Origin of the sequence: uncultured Haliea sp., from assembly GCF_963973825.1 — a bacterium.
Lineage (GTDB): Bacteria > Pseudomonadota > Gammaproteobacteria > Pseudomonadales > Halieaceae > Haliea.
In genome coordinates, this window is sequence record NZ_CAXBAE010000013.1 from 89330 (window position 1) to 108118 (window position 18789).

The 18789-nt window shown below is 63.7% G+C and carries 14 protein-coding genes; 11 read left to right on the plus strand and 3 right to left on the minus strand.

Annotation, left to right across the window (positions count from 1 at the left end; genetic code table 11):
* Entirely contained in the window at positions 1 to 2451 is a 2451-nt protein-coding gene (locus tag AACZ17_RS14410) for a penicillin-binding protein 1A (RefSeq protein ID WP_290741401.1), read from the minus strand.
* A gap of 176 nt (positions 2452 to 2627) precedes the next feature.
* Between AACZ17_RS14410 and AACZ17_RS14415 the strand changes: the two genes are divergently transcribed.
* The 10 genes from AACZ17_RS14415 (at position 2628) to hemE (ending at position 16414) form a co-directional block, all read left to right on the plus strand.
* On the plus strand, positions 2628 to 3692 hold the full coding sequence (locus tag AACZ17_RS14415; RefSeq protein ID WP_290741403.1) for a pilus assembly protein PilM: 1065 nt from the start codon (positions 2628 to 2630) through the stop codon (positions 3690 to 3692).
* Positions 3692 to 4258, plus strand: a complete 567-nt coding sequence (locus tag AACZ17_RS14420; RefSeq protein ID WP_290741405.1) for a PilN domain-containing protein — start codon at positions 3692 to 3694, stop codon at positions 4256 to 4258. Before AACZ17_RS14415 ends, AACZ17_RS14420 begins: the two co-directional genes overlap by 1 nt.
* A gap of 3 nt (positions 4259 to 4261) precedes the next feature.
* Positions 4262 to 4876 (plus strand): type 4a pilus biogenesis protein PilO, encoded by a 615-nt coding sequence (gene pilO / locus AACZ17_RS14425; protein WP_290741407.1) that lies wholly within the window; start codon positions 4262 to 4264, stop codon positions 4874 to 4876.
* Between the two features lie 7 nt (positions 4877 to 4883).
* Positions 4884 to 5411 carry a pilus assembly protein PilP gene (locus AACZ17_RS14430; protein ID WP_290741491.1) on the plus strand — a complete coding sequence of 176 codons (528 nt, stop codon included), beginning with the start codon at positions 4884 to 4886 and terminating at the stop codon, positions 5409 to 5411.
* A 110-nt stretch (positions 5412 to 5521) separates the two neighbouring features.
* Entirely contained in the window at positions 5522 to 7594 is a 2073-nt protein-coding gene (gene pilQ, locus AACZ17_RS14435; RefSeq protein WP_290741494.1) for a type IV pilus secretin PilQ, read from the plus strand.
* 18 nt (positions 7595 to 7612) lie between these two features.
* Positions 7613 to 8134 carry a shikimate kinase AroK gene (aroK, locus tag AACZ17_RS14440; RefSeq protein ID WP_290741409.1) on the plus strand — a complete coding sequence of 174 codons (522 nt, stop codon included), beginning with the start codon at positions 7613 to 7615 and terminating at the stop codon, positions 8132 to 8134.
* 66 nt (positions 8135 to 8200) lie between these two features.
* The gene (gene aroB / locus AACZ17_RS14445; RefSeq protein ID WP_290741496.1) at positions 8201 to 9301 is read left to right on the plus strand and encodes a 3-dehydroquinate synthase; all 1101 of its coding nucleotides are present in this window, start codon (positions 8201 to 8203) and stop codon (positions 9299 to 9301) included.
* A 120-nt stretch (positions 9302 to 9421) separates the two neighbouring features.
* A complete protein-coding gene (gene gltB / locus AACZ17_RS14450; protein ID WP_290741411.1) occupies positions 9422 to 13864 on the plus strand; it encodes a glutamate synthase large subunit in 4443 nt (1480 codons plus the stop codon).
* A 21-nt stretch (positions 13865 to 13885) separates the two neighbouring features.
* Complete coding sequence (locus tag AACZ17_RS14455; protein ID WP_290741413.1) at positions 13886 to 15307, plus strand: FAD-dependent oxidoreductase; 1422 nt, start codon at positions 13886 to 13888, stop codon at positions 15305 to 15307.
* A 36-nt stretch (positions 15308 to 15343) separates the two neighbouring features.
* Positions 15344 to 16414 carry a uroporphyrinogen decarboxylase gene (gene hemE / locus AACZ17_RS14460; protein ID WP_290741415.1) on the plus strand — a complete coding sequence of 357 codons (1071 nt, stop codon included), beginning with the start codon at positions 15344 to 15346 and terminating at the stop codon, positions 16412 to 16414.
* 10 nt (positions 16415 to 16424) lie between these two features.
* On the opposite strand, the gene cysE is transcribed toward hemE, so the two are convergent.
* Together cysE and AACZ17_RS14470 are read right to left on the minus strand one after the other, a co-directional pair.
* Positions 16425 to 17267, minus strand: a complete 843-nt coding sequence (gene cysE, locus AACZ17_RS14465; protein ID WP_290741417.1) for a serine O-acetyltransferase — start codon at positions 17265 to 17267, stop codon at positions 16425 to 16427.
* Positions 17268 to 17295: 28 nt separating this feature from the next.
* Complete coding sequence (locus AACZ17_RS14470; RefSeq protein ID WP_290741419.1) at positions 17296 to 17949, minus strand: SAM-dependent methyltransferase; 654 nt, start codon at positions 17947 to 17949, stop codon at positions 17296 to 17298.
* A gap of 102 nt (positions 17950 to 18051) precedes the next feature.
* Between AACZ17_RS14470 and AACZ17_RS14475 the strand changes: the two genes are divergently transcribed.
* Complete coding sequence (locus tag AACZ17_RS14475) at positions 18052 to 18780, plus strand: acyltransferase (RefSeq protein ID WP_290741421.1); 729 nt, start codon at positions 18052 to 18054, stop codon at positions 18778 to 18780.
* The last annotated feature ends 9 nt before the right edge of the window (positions 18781 to 18789 follow it).

Here is an 18789-nt window from a genome sequence, read left to right on the forward strand (position 1 = left end):
CTAGAAGATATCCCGCACCAGGTCTTCCGTGGTGCCGCGCAGGCCACTGTCGCCTGCGCCACCGCTGGCCGCCGGCACCTGATCCTCCCGGAAATACTCGAAAATGGCGTTCTGCTGACCCGGGCGTGCCAGCAGGCCGGTGTCGGGGTCGATGCGCACATGCACGACCCCCGGGGGCAGTGGCGGCTGCACGTCGGGGCTGTTGCGCAGGGCGCCGCGCATGTAGTCAATCCAGATGGGCAGTGCCGCCGTGCCGCCGAACTCACGGCGCCCAAGGGGGGTGTAATTGTCGAAGCCGACCCAGGCCGTGGTCACCACGTCGCGGTTGTAACCGGAAAACCAGGCGTCCATGGGGCCGTTGGTGGTGCCTGTCTTGCCCGCGAGGTCGTTGCGCCCCAGGGTCAGGGCCCGGCGGCCTGTGCCCCGTTTGATCACATCCTGCAGGATGCTGGTGAGGATGAAGTTGCTGCGTTCGTCCATGACCCGCTCGGCGCGCGGCTGCTCTGGCGTCGCGGCCGCACCGGCACCGGCGAGAATTTCCTCCATGCGCAGCTCACGCTCCGGGGCGGCTTCGACCGGTGTTTCGACGGGCGGGCACTCGCGGCACACAGTCGCGGGTGCGGCCTCGAAAATAACGTTCCCGTCGATGTCCTCAATGCGCTCAATCAGGTACGGCTTCACCGCGTAGCCGCCGTTGGCCAGCACCGCATAGGCGGTGGCGAGTTCCAGCGGCGACATCACATGGGTGCCCAGCGCCAGGGACAGGTCCGGCGCAAACTGGCTGGTATCGAACCCGAACCGCGCGACATGGCGGATGAGCTCCGGTACGCCAATCTGCTGCAGCAGGCGGATGGAAACCAGGTTGCGCGACTGGGTGAGCGCCCAGCGCAGTCGGGTGGGCCCGTAGAACCGGCCGCCGTCATTCTCCGGTCGCCAGATATCTTCCAGTGAGGCATCCTCCAGCACCACGGGGGCATCGTTGATGATGCTGGCAGCGGTAAAGCCCGCCTCCAGCGCCGCGCTGTAGACGAACGGTTTGAAGCTCGAGCCTGGCTGGCGCCGGGCCTGGGTGGCGCGGTTGAACTTGCTGTTTTCAAAGCCCAGCCCGCCCACGATGCTGATGATGGCGCCGTTGTCCGGGTCCAGGGACACCAGCGCCGCCTGCGCCGCCGGGACCTGGCTGAGGTGCCACCGCCCATCGTCCTGACGCTGTACCCGAATGAGGTCCCCGACCGCCACGACGTCGGCAATACTGGCTGGCGCGCGGCCCACGGAGTTCTCGGTGAGGTAGGGGCTGGCCTGGCGCAGACCATCGTCCCAGAGCAACTCCCCGGTGCTGCCGTCATTGAACAGCAGGTCAACCCGGTCCTCCCCCAGCCGGGTCACAATCGCGGGGCTGAGCCCGGCGACCACCGGGGTCTCGGCGAGGGCTTCCAGCCAGCGGGTGGTGGCATCGGCGGCCACAGCGTCGGCGTCCGGCGGCAACTGGCGCTCTGGCCCGCGATAGCCGTGCCGCCTGTCGTAGGTCATCAGGCCGTGCACCACGGTTTCCTGCGCCAGCTGCTGCAGCTCGCTGCTGATGGTGGTGTACACGTGGTAGCCATCGGTATAGGCCGCCATGCCGTAGCGATCAAGCATCTCCTGGCGGGCCATCTCCGCCGCGTAGTGTGCGGCGAAGCTCAGTTGCGCACCATGGTGCTGGGCGCTGGCCGGCTCTGCCAGCGCTGCCGCCCAGCTGTCCCGGTCGATATAGCCCAGCGACAGCATACGCCCCAGAATCCAGTCGCGGCGCTCCTTGCTGGCCTGCGGCCCGCTGATCGGGTTGTTGCGCGACGGTGCTTTTGGAATGCCGGCGAGCATGGCGTGCTGTGCCAGGGTCAGCTCCTTGATGCCGCTGCCGTAGTAGACCTGTGCAGCGGCTTCAAAACCGTAGGCACGATGGCCCAGAAATACGCGGTTGAAATACAGCTCGAAGATTTCTTCCTTGTCCAGCGCGCGCTCAATCTTGATTGCCAGCAGGATCTCGTTGAATTTGCGCGTGAAGGTGCGTTCCAGGCTGAGGAAATAGTTGCGCGCCACCTGCATGGTCAATGTGCTGCCGCCGGAGCCCTTTTCACCTGTCAGCGCGAGCTCCGACACGGCGCGCATCAGGCCGGCAAGGTCTACGCCGCGGTGGGCGAAGAAGCGGTCGTCTTCAGCGGCCAGCAGGGCCTGCACGAATTGCGGCGGAATGTCCTCGAAACGCAGTGGATTGCGCTTCTGTTCGCCGAACTGGCCGATCAGGTCGCCATCGCGGGTATACACCTGCATGGGCGTCTGTAATCTGACGTCGCGGAGGGTCTCCACGTCGGGTAATCCGGGGTCAAGGTATAAATAGACGCCCGCGAGCAGCCAGCCCAGACCCAGCAGGGCGAGCACGGAAGAACGCAATAAAAAGCGGAGGAAACCCATTTATTCCTTTACAAAGCAGTGACTTGTATTACTGTAGTCGGCAGGGGGGCAGGCAACATTTGGTAATTATAAGCGTATTTTCGCTTTTGATTGCAGTATTGATTATGCTATATCTACAAATTAATGTAGTAGTGTATAAAAACAAGCTAAGTCAGTGATACACATAGGAAAACGAATTGCTTGGCATTCTAGGGAAGAAAAAGTCGGTGGCGGTGTTGGGGCTGGATATCAGTTCCACAACGGTAAAGCTGCTTGAGCTTAGCCAGTCCGGAGGGCGATATCGGGTAGAAAGTTACTCGGTCAGTTCCCTGCCGGTAGACGCGGTCATCGAAAAAAACGTGAACGATATCGAAGGCGTCACCAACGCCATTCGAGCTGTCGTGGCGCAGTCGCGTACCAAGCTCAAGGCGGTCGCAGCCGCCGTGGCAGGGTCGTCGGTGATCACCAAGATCATCGACATGCCAGCCGGCCTCAATGAGGACGACATGGAGACGCAGCTGACGCTGGAGGCGGACCAGTACATTCCGTATCCCCTGGACGAAGTGGCAATCGATTTCGAGATCCAGGGCGCGTCGCCGGAGCGTGCCAATCACGTTGAGGTTCTGCTGGCGGCCTGCCGGCGTGAAACCATCGAGTCCCGGGTGGATGCCATTGAAGGTGCTGACCTCACCGCACGCATTATGGATGTCGAAGCCTATGCCATGGAGCGCGCCTACGGCCTGATCCGGCGCCAGCTGAATCTGGAGCTGGAAAGCATGGTCGCCATTGTGGACATCGGCGCCACCATGACCACACTCAGCGTGTTGAACAACGGGCAGACCATCTACACGCGCGAGCAGCTGTTTGGTGGCAAACAGCTGACCGATGAAATCATGCGCCGCTACGGTTTGCCGCTGGAAGAGGCCGGTCTGGCCAAGAAACAGGGCGGCCTCCCGGACGATTACGAACCCGAGGTCCTGATTCCCTTCAAGGAAGCGGTCGTACAGCAGGTGGCGCGCTCGCTGCAGTTCTTTTTCTCCTCCAGCCAGTACAACGACGTTGACTACATCATTCTCGCAGGCGGCGTGTCCTCCATGGAGGGTCTGGTCGACCTGGTGCAGGACAAGCTGGGTACCCCCACCGCCGTTGCCAACCCGTTCGCCGAAATGACCATCTCATCCCGGGTCAACGCGGTTGCCCTGAGCAGCGATGCCCCGGCGATGATGATCGCCTGCGGACTCGCCCTGCGGAGCTTTGACTGATGGCACAAATCAACCTGCTTCCCTGGCGTGAGGAACGCCGGGCCGAACGGAAGAAAGAGTTCCTCGCCCTGCTGGGTATGGTTGCGCTGATCGGCATCGGGCTGGTGATTCTCGGCGACCGCATTGTCAACGGCCAGATCGACCACCAGAAGGCGCGCAACGAGTACCTGACGGAAAACATCCGTGTGCTGGATCGCCAGGTGGAAGAAATCCGCGAGCTGGAGCGTCGCCGCAACCAGTTGATTGACCGGATGCGCGTTATCCAGGAATTGCAGGGCAACCGGCCGATCATCGTCCGCGTGATGGACCAGCTGGTGCGTACCCTGCCCGATGGCGTGTTCTACACCAGCCTGCAAAGCAGCAACAACGAGATCGTTCTGATCGGGGTGGCGGAGTCCAACAACCGTGTCTCCAGCCTCATGCGACGCCTGGATTCCTCCGACTGGCTGCAGCAGCCAAACCTGGATTCCGTGCGCGCCGCCACCCAGTATGGTGATCAGGCGGCGACGTTCAATCTCAAGGTGAAGGTGCAATTGCCCGAATCCGATAGCGGCGCGGGAGGTTAAGGCATGGCACTCGAAGATACCCTGCGCACGCTCCGGGAGTTCGATGTCAACGACATCGATTTCGACAATATCGGCTCCTGGCCCACCGCGGTCAAGGCAGTGCTCTGTGTACTGCTGTTGGTGCTGGTTGTCGCGGGCGGATACTACTACCACATCAAGGATCTGCAGCTCACGCTGGGCAACGTCCAGGCCGAGGAAGAGCGCCTGCGCAGCGATTATGAGAAAAAGGCCTTCCAGGCGGCCAACCTCGAAGCCTACAAGGCGCAGATGGTGGAAATGGAAGAGTCGTTCGGTGCACTGGTCAGCCAGCTACCCAGCGACACGGAAGTCCCCGGCCTGCTGGAGGACATCACCAACAAGGGCCTGATGAATGGCCTGGAAATCAACAGCATCGCCTTGCAGCCGGAGCAGGCGCGCGAGTTTTACGTTGAGCTGCCGATTGCCATCACGGCGACGGGTTCCTACCATGACCTGGGGGCGTTCATCAGCGGGATGGCCGGCCTGCCGCGTATCGTCACGCTGCACGATTTTTCAATTACGGCGCCGTCGGGCAACAGCAACGCGCTCAACATGAGCATTACTGCCAAGACCTATCGCTACAAGGATGGAGAGGGCTAGCATGAGCATGGAGTGGCGCCTGACCGCAGTTGCGGTGTCTGCAGCCCTGCTGCTGACAGCCTGCGGATCGGACAATTTCAGCGATCTGGACGCTTTTATGGCGGAGAAGCGTGCGCGGCCGGGCGGCATCATTGCGCCGATCCCGACCTTCCAGGCCTATGAGGCCTTTGCCTACAGTGCCACCGCCCTGCGCAGTCCCTTTGATCGCCCGGTACAGGTGCGTGATATCACGCAGATGCAGGCTATCAGCGCAATCAAGCCGGACGAAAAGCGGGCTCGCGAGTTCCTTGAGCAGTACACCTTCGATTCGCTGACGATGGTGGGCTCGCTGGAGCGCGGTGGAACCCAGTGGTCCCTGATTCGGGACCCGGACGGAGGGGTGCACCGTGTGCGCCTGGGGAATTACCTGGGTCGCAACCACGGCCGGATCGTCGAGATGACGGATTCCTATGTGGCGGTGGTGGAGATCGTCAGTGACGGTACCGCAGACGGTTGGGTGGAACGTCCGCGGAGAATCGATCTAAGCGGCATCTGACGCAGGGGCCATTGGTGACAGCCATGTTGAAAAAAACAGCAAATTTGGGGATTAGTGCCGTGAAAGAGGGATCTTGCAGACGGAGTGGTACACTGCAACGTCTGGCAGCAATGCTGGTATTCAGCCTCTTGGGCCAGGCCGTGCAGGCGGCGCCGACCGTGACGGATATCGAGTTCGCCTCGCGCCCGGGCAGCAAGATCGAGGTGCGACTGGATTTCGATGAAACGCCACCGCCGATGGAGGCCTACACCATCGAGAAGCCGGCGCGGATTGCCATTGACTTCCCGGGCACGCGCAGCGCGCTGCCGCAAAAGAGCTACTCCCTGCCCTATGGCAACGCTACCGGAGTGGTGGTGCTGGAGTCGGGTGACCGCACGCGCCTGGTACTGAACCTGGTGAAGCTGGTGCCCTACGAAACCCGGGTTGAAGGTAACAGCCTGTTCCTGGTGGTGGGCCAGGGCAGCAGCGGCGACTACGTCAAGCCGTCCAGCGACCCCAATGCGCTCACAGCGCGCGTCGAGCAGGTTGCCCGCGAGCGTTCGTCCATCAATGACCTGCAGTTCCAGCGCGCAGGCAGCGGTGAGGCACGCCTGACGCTGGAGCTCAGCAATCCCTCGGTCGACGTGAACGTGTTCAGCGAGCGCGGCGATATCCGCGTGCAGTTCCTCGATACCAGTGTGCCCGAGCACCTGATGCGCCGTTTCGACGTTACCGATTTCGCCACGCCGGTGACCAGCGTGGACGTCAACAGCGCCGAGCGCGGTGCGACCCTGACCCTGAAGACCGTGGGAGAATTCGACTACCTGGCGTACCAGACGGACAACCAGTACGTGATTGCGGTCAAGCCGCTGACCAAGAAAGAACTGGAAGAGCGCCGCGACGAGTTCACCTATGTCGGTGAGCGTATCTCGCTGAACTTCCAGGACATCGAAGTGCGCGCCGTGCTGCAGCTGATCGCCGACTTTACCGAGCTCAACCTGGTGGCGAGCGATACCGTGTCCGGGCGCATCACCCTGCGCCTGCAAAACGTGCCGTGGGATCAGGCACTGGAGCTGGTGCTGCGCACGAAAGGCCTCGACAAGCGCCAGGTCGGTAACGTGCTGATGGTGGCGCCCGCGGCGGAAATCGCCGAGCGTGAGCGCCAGCAGATCGAAGCGAACAAGCAGATTGCCGAGCTGGCACCCCTGCAGAGCGAGTTTATCCGCATCCGTTACGCCAGCGCCGCAAGCGTGGTGAGCCTGTTCGAAGCGGGCTCGGAGGACGGCGGTACGCTGATCTCACCGCGCGGTTCTGTGATCGTAGAGCCCCGCACCAACTCCCTGATCGTGACCGAAACCGCGTCCAAGCTGGCCGAGATCCGCGACCTGATCGACCTCGTGGATATTCCGATCCGCCAGGTGATGATCGAGGCGCGCATTGTGATCGCCCAGTCCGACCTGGAGCAGGAACTGGGCATTGAATGGGGCGGCGGCTTTGTCGACTCCGACGTGAACGGCAATGCCCTGTCTGTCTCTGGCGACACGGCAAACGTGGCGGCGATCAACCAGTCGGTGATCGATGGCACCGCCAGCGGCGTGAACTTCCCGGGTGCGCTGATGGTCGACCTCGGTGTCGCGTCCAAGGCCGGTGGCTTTGCGGTCGGCTTCACCAGTGAAGACCTGTTCCTGACCGCCGAACTGTCGGCGCTGGAAGCCGCGGGCAATGGTGAGGTGGTGTCGCAGCCCAAGGTGATCACCGGCGACAAGCAGAAGGCGATCATCAAGTCGGGTTCCGAGATTCCCTACCAGGAAGGCTCGCTGAGCGGCCAGAACACCACGTCCTTCAAGGAAGCCGTGCTGCAGCTGGACGTCACGCCCAACATTACGCCGGACGACCGCATCCTGCTGGACCTGGTGATTACCCAGGACTCACTGGGTGATCTGGTGCCGAGTGGTCAGGGGGGCTTCATCCCGTCCATCGATACCACCGAGTTGACCACGCAGGTGCTGGTGGGCAACGGTGAAACGGTGGTGCTGGGCGGTGTGTTCCGCACCGAGGACATCGAGTCTGTGACCAAGGTGCCGTTCTTTGGCGACATTCCGTATGTCGGTCGCCTGTTCCGCAATGAGTCCAACTCCAAGACCAAAACGGAAACGTTGATCTTCATCACGCCGCGTATCCTCGCTGACAGTCTGCTGGACTAGGGCGCGCCCTGACGTCTCATGCCGGATCTGCACCGCGTCTTTCTCGTCGGCCCCATGGGGGCCGGCAAGAGCACCATTGGCAAGTACCTTGCGCGCCAGCTCGGCCTGGCCTTCGCCGATACTGACACCGAGATTGAGCATCGCACGGGCGCGGATATCCCCTGGATATTCGATGTCGAGGGCGAGTCGGGTTTCCGCGACCGGGAACAGCAGGTGGTGGAGGAAATGACGCAGATGGACGATATCGTCCTCGCCACCGGTGGCGGCGTGATCATGCGCGCCGAAAACCGCGCGGCGCTGGGAAGCCGCGGCTTCGTCATCTACCTGCACGCAACCGTGGATGAGCAGGTGCGTCGCACCCGCAACGACCGCAAGCGACCATTGCTGCAGACAGGGAACCCGGCGACGGTCCTGCGCGATCTGTTCAAGGTGCGTGACCCGCTGTACCGGGAAATTGCCGATTATGTCATCGACACGGACGGCTGCAGCCCGCGCACGGTCGCCCAGCGCCTGATGGAGGCGCTCACCGCCGAGCGCTGAAGACAGAGGGGGATCGCGGGGCTAGAATAGCAGTCTTTTACCGTGGAGTGCCCTGTGTCCGTCATCATGCATACCGTTCATGTCGATCTGGCCGAGCGCAGCTATCCGGTCTACATCGGCCGCGATCTCTTCTCCGACCCGCAGCTGCTGCGCCAGCACCTGCGCGGCCGCGAGGTGGCCATCGTCAGTAACGTGACGGTAGCGCCGCTCTACGTGCCGCGGTTGCGCGCCGCGCTGGGCGACGGCGGCCGGGTCACCGAGATCATCCTGCCAGACGGTGAACAACACAAGACACTGGCCAGCTTTGAGCACATTCTGGAGCGCCTGCTGGCCGATCGCCACAGTCGCGCCACAACCCTGATTGCGGTTGGAGGCGGTGTTGTCGGCGATATCACCGGCTTTGCCGCCGCCTGCTACCAGCGCGGCGTTGAGTTCATTCAGGTGCCGACAACCCTGCTGGCGCAGGTGGACTCCTCCGTGGGCGGCAAGACCGCGGTCAACCACGCTCTCGGCAAGAACATGATTGGCGCATTCCACCAGCCGCGGGCCGTGTTTATCGACACCAACAGCCTGCACACGCTGCCGGCGCGTGAGCTGTCCGCCGGCCTCGCCGAGGTCATCAAGTACGGCCTGATCTGTGACGCCGGGTTTTATGCCTGGCTGCTGGAGGCCATGCCGCGACTGCTGGGCCGCGACGACAGCGCCCTCGCCGAGGCCATTGAGCGCAGTTGTGCACTGAAGGCCCGCGTGGTGGCGGCTGATGAGCGGGAGGGTGGCGTGCGCGCCATTCTCAACCTCGGGCATACCTTCGGCCACGCGATCGAGACCGCCCAGGGCTACGGCAGCTGGTTGCACGGTGAGGCGGTTGCCGTGGGCATGTTGCTCGCACTGCGGCTGTCGGTCGCCCGAGGCTGGGTAGCTGGGGACGAAGTGCGGCGGCTGGAAGCACTGCTGCGCGAGGCGCGTCTGCCGCTGGATATTCCTGCCGGGATGACGCCCTCGATGTTCATTGATCTGATGGGACGCGACAAGAAGGTAGTAGATGGCCGTATGCGGCTGGTGCTGCTGCGCGATATCGGCGATGCCTGCATTGTCGACGACGTTACCGGAGAAGAACTCGAGGGCTTGCTGGGCGCGGCCCAGGCGCGTGCCGCCAGCCCCTGTTGAGGTGGTTTGTTCCACACTGCGCAACTGTGTAAAATGACCTCCCCCTTTCGCCCGAGTGCTGCCGAGGTACGGGGCGTGTCGGTGTAACCGTTTGTTTTTATTACCTATTCTGGACACAGTATGAGTGCAGGCTTGTTTAGCCCTGAAGAATTCCGCGACAACTGTGGCTTCGGCCTGATCGTCCACAGTGCGGGCGACGCCAGCCACCGGTTGCTGCAGACCGCCATTGAGTCGCTGACATGCATGACGCACCGGGGCGGTATCGCAGCGGATGGCAAGACCGGTGACGGCTGCGGCCTGCTCCTGCAGATGCCCGTTCCCTTCATGCGCACGCTGGCGCGCGAGGCTTTTGGCGCGGAACTGGAGGATCCTTTCGGCGTCGGCCAGATTTTCCTGAACCAGGATGAGGGTCGCGCGGCAGCCGCGCGCGCGGGAATGGAGAAGGCGCTCACCGACCAGGGGCTGAAGGTTGTGGGCTGGCGGGAAGTCCCCACCGACAGCAGTGTCTGTGGCGAAATTGCCCTGGCGACGCTGCCGCGTATCGAGCAGGTGTTCTTCAGTGCTCCGGGCCTCAGTGCCGATGAGCTTTCCACCAAGCTGTTCGTGGCGCGACGCAAGGCGGAGATCGCCAACGAGAGCGACCCGGATTTCTACATCTGCAGCCTGTCGGGCCGCGTGATTGCCTACAAGGGCCTGGTAATGCCGGTGGACCTGCCGCGCTTCTACCACGACCTGGACGACGAGCGCCTGGAGACCGCAATCTGCGTGTTCCACCAACGCTTCTCCACCAACACCATGCCGCGCTGGCCGCTGGCGCAGCCGTTCCGGCTGCTGGCGCACAACGGCGAGATCAACACCATTGATGGCAACCGCAACTGGGCCGAGGCGCGCACGGCGCTGTTCCAGTCAGACCGACTACCCAACATCAGCGACATCGCGCCGCTGGTCAATCGCACCGGTTCGGATTCATCCAGCCTCGACAACATGCTGGATGTACTGCTGACCGGAGGTGTGGACATGCCCCGCGCGCTGCGCATGCTGATTCCCCCGGCGTGGCAGAACATGGAGGATATGGACCCCGACCTGCGGGCCTTCTATGAATATCACTCCATGCACATGGAGCCCTGGGACGGCCCCGCCGGCATCGTGCTGACGGATGGGCGCTATGCGGTGTGCCTGCTGGACCGGAATGGCCTCCGCCCCGCGCGCTGGGTGAAAACCAAGGACGGCTTCATCACGCTGGCATCGGAAGTGGGTACCCACGGCTACCGGAGTGAAGACGTGATCGCCAAGGGTCGTGTCGGCCCCGGGCAGATCCTCATGGTCGACACCCAGACCGGCGAGATGCTGCACACGGCGGATATCGACAACCGCCTGAAGAGCCGCCACCCCTACAAGCGCTGGTTGAAGGAGAACTCCTACCACGTTGAGGGCACCTTCGGTGGTGAGCAGGCGCCGGGCATCGAGCCCGATATGCTCAAGCCCTACCAGAAGATGTTCCAGGTGACCTTCGAGGAGCGCGACCAGGTACTGCGTCCGCTGGCGGAGTCGGGCAACGAGGCGGTGGGTTCAATGGGTGACGATACGCCCATGGCAGTCCTGTCGCGGCAGGAGCGCCCCCTGTATGACTTCTTCCGGCAGAAATTCGCGCAGGTGACGAACCCCGCGATCGACCCTCTGCGGGAGGCGATCGTGATGTCCCTGGAGACCGACCTCGGCGCCGAGAAAAACGTATTCCACGAGGGGCCGGAGCATGCTGACCGGATCATCCTCAGTTCGCCGGTGCTGTCGCAGGGCAAGTTCAATACGCTGCTGTCGCTGAATCGCCCGGGCTTTGATGTCTGCGATATCGACGGCACCTACGACCCGGCCGAGATCAACCTGCAGCAGGCGGTGGCGAAGCTGGTGGATACTGCGGAGCAGGCGGTGCGCAATGGCGCGACCATTCTGATCATTTCCGACCGTTCCATCGCTCCGACGCGCCTGCCGATTCACAGCCTGATCGCCACGGGCGCGGTGCACCATCACCTCATCCGCCAGGGCCTGCGCTGCGATGCCAATCTGGTCATCGAGACCGCGAGTGCGCGGGATTCCCACCAGGTGGCCTGCCTGCTGGGGTTCGGGGCGACAGCGATCTACCCCTATCTGGCCTACAGTGTGCTGGAGGACCTGATACGCGATGGCGAATTGCTCGGTGAACCGAGCACCTGCTACAAGAACTATCGCAAGGGCATCAACAAGGGTCTGCTCAAGATCATGTCCAAGATGGGCATCTCCGCGGTCAGCTCCTACCGCGGCGCGCAGCTGTTCGAGGCAGTGGGCCTGGCGCGCGAGGTCGTGGATACCGCATTCTGCGGCGTGGCTTCGCGTATCGAGGGCGCCGGCTTTGCGGAGCTGGAACAGGACCAGCGGCACCTGGCCAAGCTGGCCTGGAACCCGCGCAAACCGCTGCAGCAGGGCGGCCTGCTGAAATACGTACACGGGCAGGAATACCACGCCTTCAACCCCGACGTGGTGACCACGCTGCAGCTGGCTGTCGCCACCGGGGACTATGCGACCTATCAACGCTACGCCGCGTTGGTCAACACCCGCCCGGTGGCAACGATTCGCGACCTGCTGCAACCCGTGCTGGCGGAGAAGCCGCTGGATCTGGACGAGGTTGAACCGATCAGCGCCATTCTGCCGCGTTTCGATTCCGCGGGGATGTCGCTGGGCGCACTCAGCCCCGAAGCGCACGAGGCCCTGGCAGCGGCCATGAACCGGCTGGGTGCGCGCTCCAACTCCGGTGAGGGTGGCGAGGATCCCGCACGCTACGGTACTGAGCGCAGTTCCAAGATCAAGCAGATCGCTTCCGGCCGCTTCGGTGTCACGCCGCATTATCTGGTCAATGCCGAAGTGCTGCAGATCAAGGTGGCGCAGGGTGCCAAGCCCGGTGAAGGCGGCCAGCTGCCGGGCGGCAAGGTGAACGAACTGATTGCGCGCCTGCGCTACTCGGTGCCCGGCGTAACGCTGATTTCACCGCCGCCGCACCACGACATCTATTCCATCGAGGACCTGGCGCAGCTGATCTTCGACCTGAAACAGGTGAATCCGAAGGCGCTGGTGTCCGTGAAGCTGGTGTCGGAGCCGGGCGTGGGTACCATCGCCGCGGGCGTTGCCAAGGCCTATGCCGACCTGATTACCATCAGCGGCTATGACGGCGGCACCGCCGCCAGCCCGCTGACCTCCATCCGCTATGCCGGCTCCCCCTGGGAGCTGGGCCTGGCCGAGGTGCAGCAAACCCTGCGCGGCAACGGCTTGCGCGGTGCGATTCGCCTGCAGACCGACGGCGGCCTGAAAACCGGCCTGGATGTCGTCAAGGCGGCCATTCTGGGTGCGGAGAGCTTTGGGTTTGGCACCGGACCCATGGTGGCGCTGGGCTGCAAGTACCTGCGCATCTGTCACCTCAACAACTGCGCCACCGGTGTTGCCACGCAGAACGAAAAACTGCGGCAGGATCACTTCAATGGCACGATCGAGATGGTGACGCATTTCTTCACCTTCATCGCCATGGAGACACGCGAGTGGCTGGCGCGCCTGGGTGTGCCGTCGCTGGAGGCCCTGATCGGCCGCACCGACCTGCTGGAACGGCTGCCCGGCACAACGCCAAAGCAGTCGCGACTCAACCTGGCGCCCATTCTGCACAAGGACGCGAGTTCGGCAGGGCAGCCTGAGTATTGCCAGGTAGTGGCCAACCACCCCTTCGATCGCGCGGAAAAGGCCGAAGCCATGGTGGCTGCGGCGCTTCCGGCCATCGAATCGCGCAGCGGTGGCGAGTACGAATTTGCCCTGACCAACTGCGACCGCTCCATCGGCGCACGGCTGTCGGGCGAAATCGCCCAGCGCTACGGCAATAACGGCATGGAAGACGCACCCATCGTGCTGCGCCTGACCGGCACGGCCGGGCAGAGCTTTGGCGTGTGGAATGCGGGCGGCCTGCACATGTACCTCGAAGGCGACTGCAACGACTATGTCGGCAAGGGCATGGCGGGCGGTAAGCTGGTGGTATTCCCCGCGCGTGATGCCAACTTCCGCTCCCAGGACACGGTGATTATCGGCAACACCTGCCTATACGGCGCCACCGGTGGGCGCCTCTACGCGGCGGGTATCGCCGGCGAGCGTTTTGCGGTGCGTAACAGTGGCGCGCAGGCGGTCGTTGAAGGTGCGGGCGACCACTGCTGCGAGTACATGACCGGCGGCACGGTCACCGTGCTCGGGCCCACGGGCGTGAACTTCGGCGCGGGCATGACCGGCGGCTTCGCCTACGTGCTGGACCAGGACCGGTCCTTTATCGACAAGTACAACAGCGAGCTGGTGGACATCCACCGGGTCAACTCCGAGTACATGGAGCCCTACCGCAACCACCTGCGTACCACGATACGCGAGTTTGCGCAGGAGACCGGTTCGGCCTGGGGCCTGGAATTGCTGGACAACTTTGAGGACTACGTGGGCAAGTTCTGGCTGGTCAAGCCGAAAGCGGCGGACTTCAACCAGCTGCTGTCACGTCTGCGTAACACCGACTAGGCGCCGGGAGGCGAAAGCGTTATGAGCAAGCGTTTGTCGAATGATTTCCAGTTTATCGACGTGGGTCGGACCGATCCCAACAAGAAAAGCGTCGAGACGCGCAAGACAGAGTACGTCGAGATCTATGAATCCTTCACCGCAGACCGGGCGGCGGAGCAGTCGCACCGCTGTCTGGAGTGCGGCAACCCCTATTGCGAGTGGAAGTGTCCGGTACACAACTTCATTCCCAACTGGCTGAAGCTGGTCAGTGAAGGCAACCTGTTCGAAGCGGCAGAGCTCAGCCACCAGACCAACACGCTGCCTGAGGTGTGCGGCCGCGTGTGCCCGCAGGATCGCCTGTGCGAGGGTGCCTGTACCCTGAACGATGGCTACGGCGCCGTCACCATCGGCTCTTCCGAGAAATACATCACCGACACGGCGCTGGCCATGGGCTGGCGACCGGATATGTCGAAGGTGGTGCCCACCGGCAAGAAAGTGGCCATCATCGGCGCCGGCCCCGCGGGCCTGGGCTGTGCCGACGTGCTGACCCGCGCCGGCGTCAAACCGGTGGTCTTCGACCGCTACCCGGAAATCGGCGGCCTGCTCACCTTCGGTATTCCGGAATTCAAGCTCGAAAAGGATGTCATGGTGCGTCGCCGCGAGGTGTTTGAGGGCATGGGCATTGAGTTCCGCCTGAACACCGAGGTCGGCCGCGACATCGGCGTGGCCGAGTTGATGGAAGAGTACGACGCCGTATTCCTCGGCATGGGTACCTACAAGGCCATGCAGGGGCGCTTCCCCGGCGAGAACCTGCCCGGGGTGCACAAGGCGCTTCCCTACCTGATCGGCAACGTCAACCACAATCGCGGCTATGAGCAGGATCCCTCAGACTACGTGAATCTCAAGGGCAAGCGCGTGGTGGTCCTGGGTGGCGGTGATACCGCGATGGATTGTGTGCGCACGGCAGTGCGCCAGCAGGCGGAGCATGTGATCTGCGCCTACCGCCGCGATGAACTGAACATGCCCGGCTCGCGCAAGGAAGTGGCCAACGCCCGGGAAGAAGGGGTGGAATTCCTGTTCAACCGCCAGCCTATCGAGATCGTTGAGTACTTCGGTCGCGCCTGCGGCGTGAAGATGGTGACCACTGAACTGGGCGAGCCTGACGCCGGCGGCCGCCGCCAACCGCAGCCCATTCCGGGCAGCGAGAAGGTGCTGGAAGCGGACGCCGTCATCATCGCGTTTGGTTTTCAGCCCGACCCGCCAGCCTGGCTGCGAGAGCTGGGCGTGCAGGTCAACGAGTGGGACGGCGTGATTGCGCCCGAGGAGCAGGCGTACCGTTTCCAGACCACCAACCCCAAGGTGTTTGCCGGTGGCGACATGGTGCGCGGGTCTGACCTGGTGGTCACCGCCATCTGGGAAGGGCGCCAGGCCGCCGAGGGCATTCTGGACTTTCTCGAGGTCTGAGCCGGCCGTATCCGCCAAACTGCACACGGAGATTCTGTGACCGAACTGAAAAACGACCGTTTCCTGCGCGCCCTGCAGCGCCAGCCTGTTGACCGAACTCCGGTGTGGATGATGCGTCAGGCCGGGCGCTATCTCCCCGAATACCGAGCCACCCGCGAACAGGCGGGCTCTTTTCTCGACCTGTGCAAGCATGCCGAGCTGGCCTGCGAGGTGACGCTGCAGCCCCTGCGCCGTTACCCCATGGATGCAGCGATCCTGTTCAGTGACATCCTCACCGTGCCCGATGCCCTGGGGCTGGGCCTCTACTTCGAAGAAGGTGAGGGGCCGAAATTCCGCAAAACCGTGCGCAATGAAGCTGACCTGGCCGGGCTTAACTCCATTACGGCGGCGGACGACCTGGGATACGTCATGAATGCCGTGCGTACCATTCGCCGTGAGCTGAATGGCAGCGTGCCGTTGATCGGTTTTTCCGGCAGCCCCTGGACGCTAGCCACCTATATGGTCGAGGGTGGCGCTTCCAAGGACTTCTCCCAGGTGAAGCGCATGGCCTACGACCAGCCCGAGCTGATGCACCAGCTGCTCGCCCTGCTCGCCGATGCGGTAGCCGATTACCTGGCCGAACAGGTCAAGGCGGGGGCCCAGGCGCTGCAGATCTTCGACACCTGGGGCGGCGCACTGAGCGCCGCGGCCTACAAGGAGTTCTCGCTGAAGTACATGCAGCGGGTCATCAGCCGACTGCCCACCGAGGCGGACGGGCGCAAGGTGCCGGTCATTCTCTTCACCAAGGGCGGCGGTCAGTGGTTGCCCGCCATTGCCGATGCGGGTGCCCAGGCCGTGGGTATCGACTGGACCACGGATATCGGTGCGGCGCGCGCACAGGTGGGCGATCGGGTGGCGTTGCAGGGCAATATGGACCCTTCGATGCTGTATGCCTCGCCGGCGCGGATTCGCGAGGAAGTGGGCAGCATCCTGGCTGGGTACGGCCACGGCCCCGGCCACGTATTCAACCTGGGGCACGGCATCACGCCGGGAGTGAATCCCGATCACGTCACCGCGTTTGTGGAGGCGGTGCAGGAGCTTTCACCCCAGTACCACCACAACGACTGACGGCCTGCTGTCAGCGTCGGCGTTGCGCCTGCGCGGCATCCTCGCAGGCCAGCTCCTGCTCGGGGTCGCAGCAGAAGCTGTGGTCCATCTCCAACGCCGGGGATTGCGATGTGGGCTTGCCCACCACCTTGGCCGGCACGCCAGCCACGGTTGTGTGCGGGGGCACCTCGTCCAGCACCACGCTGCCGGCACCCACCTTGGCGCCATCGCCCACCCGGATATTCCCGAGAATCTTGGCACCGGCGCTGATCAGCACGCCGTTGCCGATCTTCGGATGACGGTCACCGTGTTCCTTGCCGGTGCCGCCCAGTGTGACCGATTGCAGGATCGAGACGTTGTCGCCGACCACGGCGGTTTCGCCGATCACCAGACCGGTGGCGTGGTCCAGCATGATACCGCTGCCGAGGCGCGCCGCCGGGTGAATGTCCACGGCAAACTCCACGGCAACCCGGTTCTGGAAGAACAGTGCCAGTGAGTGGCGGCCGCGTTGCCAGAGCCAGTGCGCGACGCGGTGGGTCTGCAGCGCGTGAAAGCCCTTGAAGTAGAGGAACGGAATGTAGATTTCCTGACAGGCTGAGTCGCGCTCCTCGACCGCCAGCAGGTCGGCGCGAATGGCCTTGCGCAGGGCGGCATCGTCCTTCAGCGCCTCGAGGATGACCTCGCGCAGCAGCAGGGAGGATACGGTCGGGCTGTCCAACTGGGTGGCGAGGTGAAAGCTCAGCGCGCACTCCAGGTTGTTGTGATTGAGAATAGTGGCGTGCAGATAACTGGCGAGGATCGGTTCCTCCGCCGCATGTTGCTGCGTCTCCTGCACTATCCGGTCCCAGACCGGATCGGCTTTCCTGGTGGCCATGTCAGTTCCTCGTTTCCGGGCGCACACTTTAGCGTATACGAGCCCGGTATCGCCACAGCGCGTGACCGCTGGCCCTGTACTTGGCTTCGAAGCGGGTCAAGGGCGGGCCATCGGGCAGCCGCTGCACAACCCCGTGCACGCCGGCGATGTGCATGGCCACGCCGAACTCCTCGACGTACAGCGGCCAGTTGGAGCGCAGATCCACCCTGCCGCCCAGGGCCAGGAGGTCGGCAAAACCCGGGTGGCCATGAATCCGGCGCTGCAGATGGCGCGCCTTGGGCCAGGGGTTGGGATACAGCAGGTAGTGGTAGTCCACGCCGCGGCCGGCGCCCGCCAATGCACGCCAGAGGGGCTCGCACTCGGCCTGCAGCAGCAGATACGGCGGATGCTCGTCGTGCTGGTGCAGCGCCAGCCGGTGCGCTGAGCGGTCGATGCCAACCACCAGATGCCCGGGGTGGGCGGCGGCGAGCCGCGCCGTGCTCATGCCGGTGCCGCAGAAGGAATCCAGCACCAGCGGTCGCGAGTCCTCCGCCAGCCGCTGCGCGAGCCTGCGCCAGGCGTCCGCATTGTGCGCCGCCAGCGGCGCCTGGGAGGCGTGCTCAAGGTGCCGGCGCACAGTGTGCACCAGGCGCGGGTGCAGCCCCTGCTGGTTGCTGGTCACCGGGCGGGAGGAAGCTTGCACGCGGGGTCGGCTCCTGTAACAGTGCAGCCAGCGCTTGAGTTGCGCCAGCGGGATTGCCATCATAAATCGCGCCGCCACCACGACCAACCAGGGAATTGCGCCATGCACCAGGATCTGCGCCCGTACTGGCTGAAGCAAATCTACCTGCGCTACCGGCGCTGGTATGCCGACTACTTCCTGCGCCCCCGCTGCACGTCTCTGGGGCCGCATCACACCATCATGAAGCCGTGGTATGTGCACATTTCCGGGGCCAACATCCACATCGGGCGCTGCTTCACTGCCATTGGCGAACCGATGCATCGGGTGCAGATTGGGGTGTGGGGGCGCGAGGCGGGGCAGGGACGCATCCAGATCGGTGACTGTGTGCTCATGAGTCCCGGCGCCCGCCTCAGTGCCAGCGATGAAATCGTGCTCGGTGACGGCGTGATGATGGCCAACGGCTCTTACGTCACAGACTCTGACTGGCATACCCTCTATGACCGCACGGCCCGCGCCCCCGAGCCCACACCGGTTCACATCGGGGACAACGTGTGGCTGGGTGACCACGCGACCGTGCTGAAAGGCGTGACCATCGGCGAAAACAGCGTGGTGGCGGCACAGGCGGTGGTCACCCGGGACGTGCCGGCCAACGTGGTGGTGGCGGGCAATCCCGCGCGCGTGGTGAAAGAGCTGGACCCGGAGCGCGGTTTCACCACCCGCATGGATCTGTTTGCGGACCCGGAGGGCGCCGAGGCGTTTTTCGATGCGGTGGACCGCGAGGTGCTGCGTGGCAACTCACTGCTGCGCTGGCTGTGGTCGGTGCTGTATCCCGCGGGAGCACCCCGGGGCTAGACCCCGGGG

Excerpts from the sequence above, each read along its gene's own strand:
- AACZ17_RS14410 (WP_290741401.1), bottom strand. The coding sequence starts at position 2,451 with ATGGGTTTCCTCCGCTTTTTATTGCGTTCTTCCGTGCTCGCCCTGCTG.
- AACZ17_RS14420 (WP_290741405.1), top strand. The coding sequence starts at position 3,692 with ATGGCACAAATCAACCTGCTTCCCTGGCGTGAGGAACGCCGGGCCGAA.
- pilO (WP_290741407.1), top strand. The coding sequence starts at position 4,262 with ATGGCACTCGAAGATACCCTGCGCACGCTCCGGGAGTTCGATGTCAAC.
- AACZ17_RS14430 (WP_290741491.1), top strand. The coding sequence starts at position 4,884 with ATGGAGTGGCGCCTGACCGCAGTTGCGGTGTCTGCAGCCCTGCTGCTG.
- pilQ (WP_290741494.1), top strand. The coding sequence starts at position 5,522 with ATGCTGGTATTCAGCCTCTTGGGCCAGGCCGTGCAGGCGGCGCCGACC.
- aroK (WP_290741409.1), top strand. The coding sequence starts at position 7,613 with ATGCCGGATCTGCACCGCGTCTTTCTCGTCGGCCCCATGGGGGCCGGC.
- aroB (WP_290741496.1), top strand. The coding sequence starts at position 8,201 with ATGCATACCGTTCATGTCGATCTGGCCGAGCGCAGCTATCCGGTCTAC.
- gltB (WP_290741411.1), top strand. The coding sequence starts at position 9,422 with ATGAGTGCAGGCTTGTTTAGCCCTGAAGAATTCCGCGACAACTGTGGC.
- AACZ17_RS14455 (WP_290741413.1), top strand. The coding sequence starts at position 13,886 with ATGAGCAAGCGTTTGTCGAATGATTTCCAGTTTATCGACGTGGGTCGG.
- cysE (WP_290741417.1), bottom strand. The coding sequence starts at position 17,267 with ATGGCCACCAGGAAAGCCGATCCGGTCTGGGACCGGATAGTGCAGGAG.
- AACZ17_RS14475 (WP_290741421.1), top strand. The coding sequence starts at position 18,052 with ATGCACCAGGATCTGCGCCCGTACTGGCTGAAGCAAATCTACCTGCGC.